This window comes from Mesorhizobium sp. M7A.F.Ca.CA.001.04.2.1 (genome assembly GCF_003998485.1).
Classification (GTDB): Bacteria; Pseudomonadota; Alphaproteobacteria; order Rhizobiales; family Rhizobiaceae; genus Mesorhizobium; species Mesorhizobium ciceri.
In genome coordinates, this window is sequence record NZ_RZQT01000240.1 from 1 (window position 1) to 3,939 (window position 3,939).

Below are 3,939 nucleotides of genomic sequence, written 5' to 3' on the forward strand. Positions count from 1 at the left end.
CGAAGCCAAGGCCGACATCGGCTCCAGTCTCAAGCACCTTGTCCCTGATGGCATGCAGCATCTGCATATCCTCGGGATTGGGATTGTAGCGCGGAAAGGTGTGGTCGAGTTCGACATCGAGCGGGATCACTTCACAGCCGATCCGTTCCAGCGCTTCAGGCGCAAAGGCGCCGGCGGTGCCATTGCCGCAAGCGGCCACGACCTTGAGCTTTTTCGAGATGCGCTTGCCCCGGGTCAGATCGTCGAGATACGTTTCGCGAAAATTGGGAACGAAATCATAAGACCCGCCGCCGACAAGGTCGAAATCGCCGGCCATTACAATCTGCTTCAGCGCGCTCATCTCTTCCGGCCCGAAAGTCAGCGGCCGCGCCGCGCCCATCTTGACCCCGGTCCAGCCATTCTCGTTATGCGAGGCGGTGACCATAGCGACCGAAGGCACGTCCAGTGCGAACTGGGCGAAATAGGCCATCGGCGACAACGCCAGTCCGATGTCCCTCACCCGAGCGCCTGCAGCCATCAAACCGGACACCAGCGCCAGCTTGATGCCAAGCGAATAGGAGCGGAAATCATGCCCGGTGACGATATCGGGACCGGCACCGACACGGCGGATCAGCGTGCCAAGCCCCATTCCGAGCGCCTGGACGCCGATCAGGTTAAGTTCGGGCGCGACCTGGCCAAACCACCAGCGCGCATCATATTCCCTAAACCCGGACGCCTTTATCAGCGCCGAGGTTTCAAACTCGAACGTGTTGGGCCGGGCTTCGTCAACGAAATTCAGCGACAAGACAGGACACTCCGAACGACACAAATGCGGTTGTCGAGGCGGTAGCTTACCGGAACCGTTCTTCCGGCCTATCTATCAGTTTGGTTGATCCCTTTCACGACATGGAAAGCCGGCGAGCATCGTTGTCGGGCTATTTCCGCGGTGCCCTGCAAGCCCTGATGCCCGCAAAGATCCGAATACCGCTGAATGTCGTGATGCCGCGATCTGATCGACGACCGTGCCGCGTTCCAACGTAGGCTGGATTGCGACCTCCAGGACCACCCATAAGGAGCGTTTCCTGGCGTTAATAAACCTTGTAATATTTTGTGATCGCCGCCATTCGAGTTCTCCACAGCCGCGTCCCATTGACCATCTGCGGTTGCTAGAATCCCCCAGGGGAATGCCTTAAGCAGCCGTGAGCAAGAAGCAAGTCTTCTGCTCTGACGAACGCACAGCTTTAAGCACGGGCGCAAAAATGCCGCTGTTTTTTTTCGATATCCGGGACGGCAAATCCCATTCTCCCGATACAGAGGGCACCCACTACGTTGGTGCGCTCGAGGCCCGGGTAGATGCGGTTAAAATGCTGGTCGCCATGGCACAGGACGAAGTTCAGGGCGGGTTACAAAGCAACCTTTCGGTGACTGTTTCTGACGAAAGTCGTCGGCCCGTTATGGAAGCAAATATCGATTGCAGCATAAAAGTCTTTTGACAAATTCCCGATAGCCCTGGACCTAGTTGGCTCCGTCGGGATGCAGCAAGCTTTGTGCAGCTGTCCTGGCCGCACTTGACTTACGGCAGCGGCTTCTGATCACTTTTATACCCCGAGACCACGTAAGCGGAGAAGGCCGCACGATGCTGCTGCACCTCCTCGATACAGCCACGCAAGCTTCGAATGCACATTGCCGGCAGCCCTTCTACTCGTTCGCAAGCGACCGCCGCGGTACTGTCGCACGCTCGATCGCGACGACCGTCCCTTATTCGACTTCGCTGCCGATATTGCACAGGACGGGGGCCTGGCACATCGCCAGGAACCTTTGCCACCGCGAAGCCAATTCGGCGGAACTGGATTACAGGACGTTGACGGTGGCGTGGCCCGGCGCCGGAACGCTTCGTTCCAAGGCGGCTACGCCGCGCCGAGCACGGGCTCTCGTGGCGCAAACAACTGCAAGTGCGATGAAGAAGAGGATGCCTGGATCAGCGCTGCCACCCGACACCGACATTGCAATTATGCTTGCAAGGGCAGCATTCCTGACGCTCGTCACGATTGCATCTGTCTCTGCATCCACCCGTTCCCGAACCGCGCCCAGGCCTCTGGTCACGACATAGAGCAGGGCCACTATCATCAGCGATCCAAACAGACCCAACTGCGACAGGACAGCGATCGGCCAACTCGATGCCCTTGAACTGCCGAAACCAACGCCCAGTCCGCTCGTATCGAGAAACGACTGCAGGCTCTTTACATTCCAATAAGTGCGCTCATGGCCTGACCCGGAATCCGCTTTGTTAATGATGGTGCTGTTGATCAGTCTGACGAACGGGTCCAACGCCTCGGCTTTGTAAAGACTAATGCCCAGTACGGCGGTCCCGCCCACCACCATGAGAGCTATTATCAGTATCTCTTCGCGCGCAACTTTTCCCCTGATGACCGACTGTAGCATGGACAACGCAACGGGGATGCATAGCAGTGTCAGCCCGACGTAAGCCGTCGATGAAGTCGACAGAATGGACAAGAAGAGCAGGATTCCGGCCAGCCATTTCGCAAGCGGTGATTTGGTCTTTCTCCAGTAGCTGTAGCAGAATGCCAGGCAGGCGAGAGAAACGCTGGCGAACGAAGAGGCCTCCGAAAAAGGCCCGGTGATCCGCACAAAGCCTGCCTCGACCGCGTTCGATATAATCGCGTAGTTGGCGGTTCTGATCGGGGCCAGAAAGTCTCCCGCCCCCGCGGTCTTGCCAATGAAATCGATCAGCCCCATTCCCGCGTGCAGGCCGCACCACAAAAAGAAGCCGCGCCTGATTTGATCGATCCGGTTGGAGTGCAGCAGCAGGGCGCAAAGTGCTATCGCGGCGAGGCCACCAAGAATAAAGTAGCCCGTCTGCGAAATGTTGGCTGAAACGGGCGCCAATGAATCTTCTACGACTGTTCCACGGTTCTTGGACTGCACGAATACGGTCGTCTGTCCCGCAAAGAACCTCGGAAACAGCCATGATCCGATGATTGCGTAAAGCATAAGGCTTGTAAGGACCCAGATCGACCCGATGCTTCCGAACACGAATCCAAGATCAAACCAGATACGCCGTCTCGCGGCGACGGCCGTGACGAGCAGGCCCGCGAATAAGGTGTAGATCAAGGGGGATGAGCCACCCAGAAAGCTCAGGGTCATCACGGCCGTCGCACCGAAAGCCTGGGAAGCGATCAAGCCTATGATCAGCATTCCCCTTGAATAGTACGCAACAAGCAAAATAGCCGCGCATACTAGCAGTCCCGGCAAAGACACCTGCATGCCGATCGAGTTCCCGGTGAGCGGATACAGCAAGCTGTCCGATGGCCAATCTTTCGGCAGGTGAGTATCCCCCGCAAGAGAGTCAAAGGGGGTAGCCTTCACCCGCGAAGGGAGGTAGCGGACGCGCTCGTCTCCATCGCCCTTGCCCTTGATGGTGAAGGCAGTGGCCGGCGCAAAATGCGATCCTGGGCTGAATGGCCGCATCTATGTCGGCACTAAGAAATGCGCGTGACGGACCGAAGGCTGGCAACGGGCGGGTTGTCTAGAATCCACCATAAGGAGGAGAGGCGATATGACACCCGCGATGTATATCGCATGTTCGGACCCAAGCAGGGTCAGGCAATTCAAGGAAATCTACGAGTGCGCCACTGTGAAAGCCAAGTACCCTGACAGCCATATTGCCAGCAAAGCCGTCGAAAGACTGATCGACGCGCTGGAAGCCGAGATCCAGAATGCCGGATCCGTTCTGGATATGTGTTTGCTGACGGAGGATGGTCCTCAGGTGGCCACCTCAGCCCGAGCCTTCGCAACGCGTATCTGTGTCGGCACAAGCGCGGCGCGGCCGCCCTGGCTTCGCGTTTCCCGGTAGGCGTCGGGATTTCGTGGCTCAAAAATTTACCGAAAATTAACTTATGTTAGCGCCCGCTTGTGAATAGCCCATAAGCTACTCACGCT

At 57.5% G+C, this 3,939-nt stretch carries 3 protein-coding genes and 1 pseudogene; 2 read left to right on the forward strand and 2 right to left on the reverse strand.

Annotated elements, in window-relative coordinates:
• Nucleotides 1-784, reverse strand: a pseudogene (locus tag EN955_RS33865) (phosphomannomutase/phosphoglucomutase); the annotation flags it as partial.
• 394 nt (nucleotides 785-1,178) lie between these two features.
• Here EN955_RS33865 and EN955_RS33870 point away from each other — a divergent pair.
• Nucleotides 1,179-1,472, forward strand: coding sequence for a hypothetical protein (locus EN955_RS33870; protein ID WP_127218776.1), 294 nt, complete (start codon nucleotides 1,179-1,181; stop codon nucleotides 1,470-1,472).
• A gap of 358 nt (nucleotides 1,473-1,830) precedes the next feature.
• On the opposite strand, the gene EN955_RS33875 is transcribed toward EN955_RS33870, so the two are convergent.
• The gene (locus tag EN955_RS33875; RefSeq protein ID WP_244507007.1) at nucleotides 1,831-3,468 is read right to left on the reverse strand and encodes a hypothetical protein; all 1,638 of its coding nucleotides are present in this window, start codon (nucleotides 3,466-3,468) and stop codon (nucleotides 1,831-1,833) included.
• An 88-nt stretch (nucleotides 3,469-3,556) separates the two neighbouring features.
• Here EN955_RS33875 and EN955_RS33880 point away from each other — a divergent pair, with 88 nt between their 5' ends.
• On the forward strand, nucleotides 3,557-3,853 hold the full coding sequence (locus EN955_RS33880) for a hypothetical protein (RefSeq protein ID WP_024505399.1): 297 nt from the start codon (nucleotides 3,557-3,559) through the stop codon (nucleotides 3,851-3,853).
• Nucleotides 3,854-3,939: the final 86 nt, after the last annotated feature.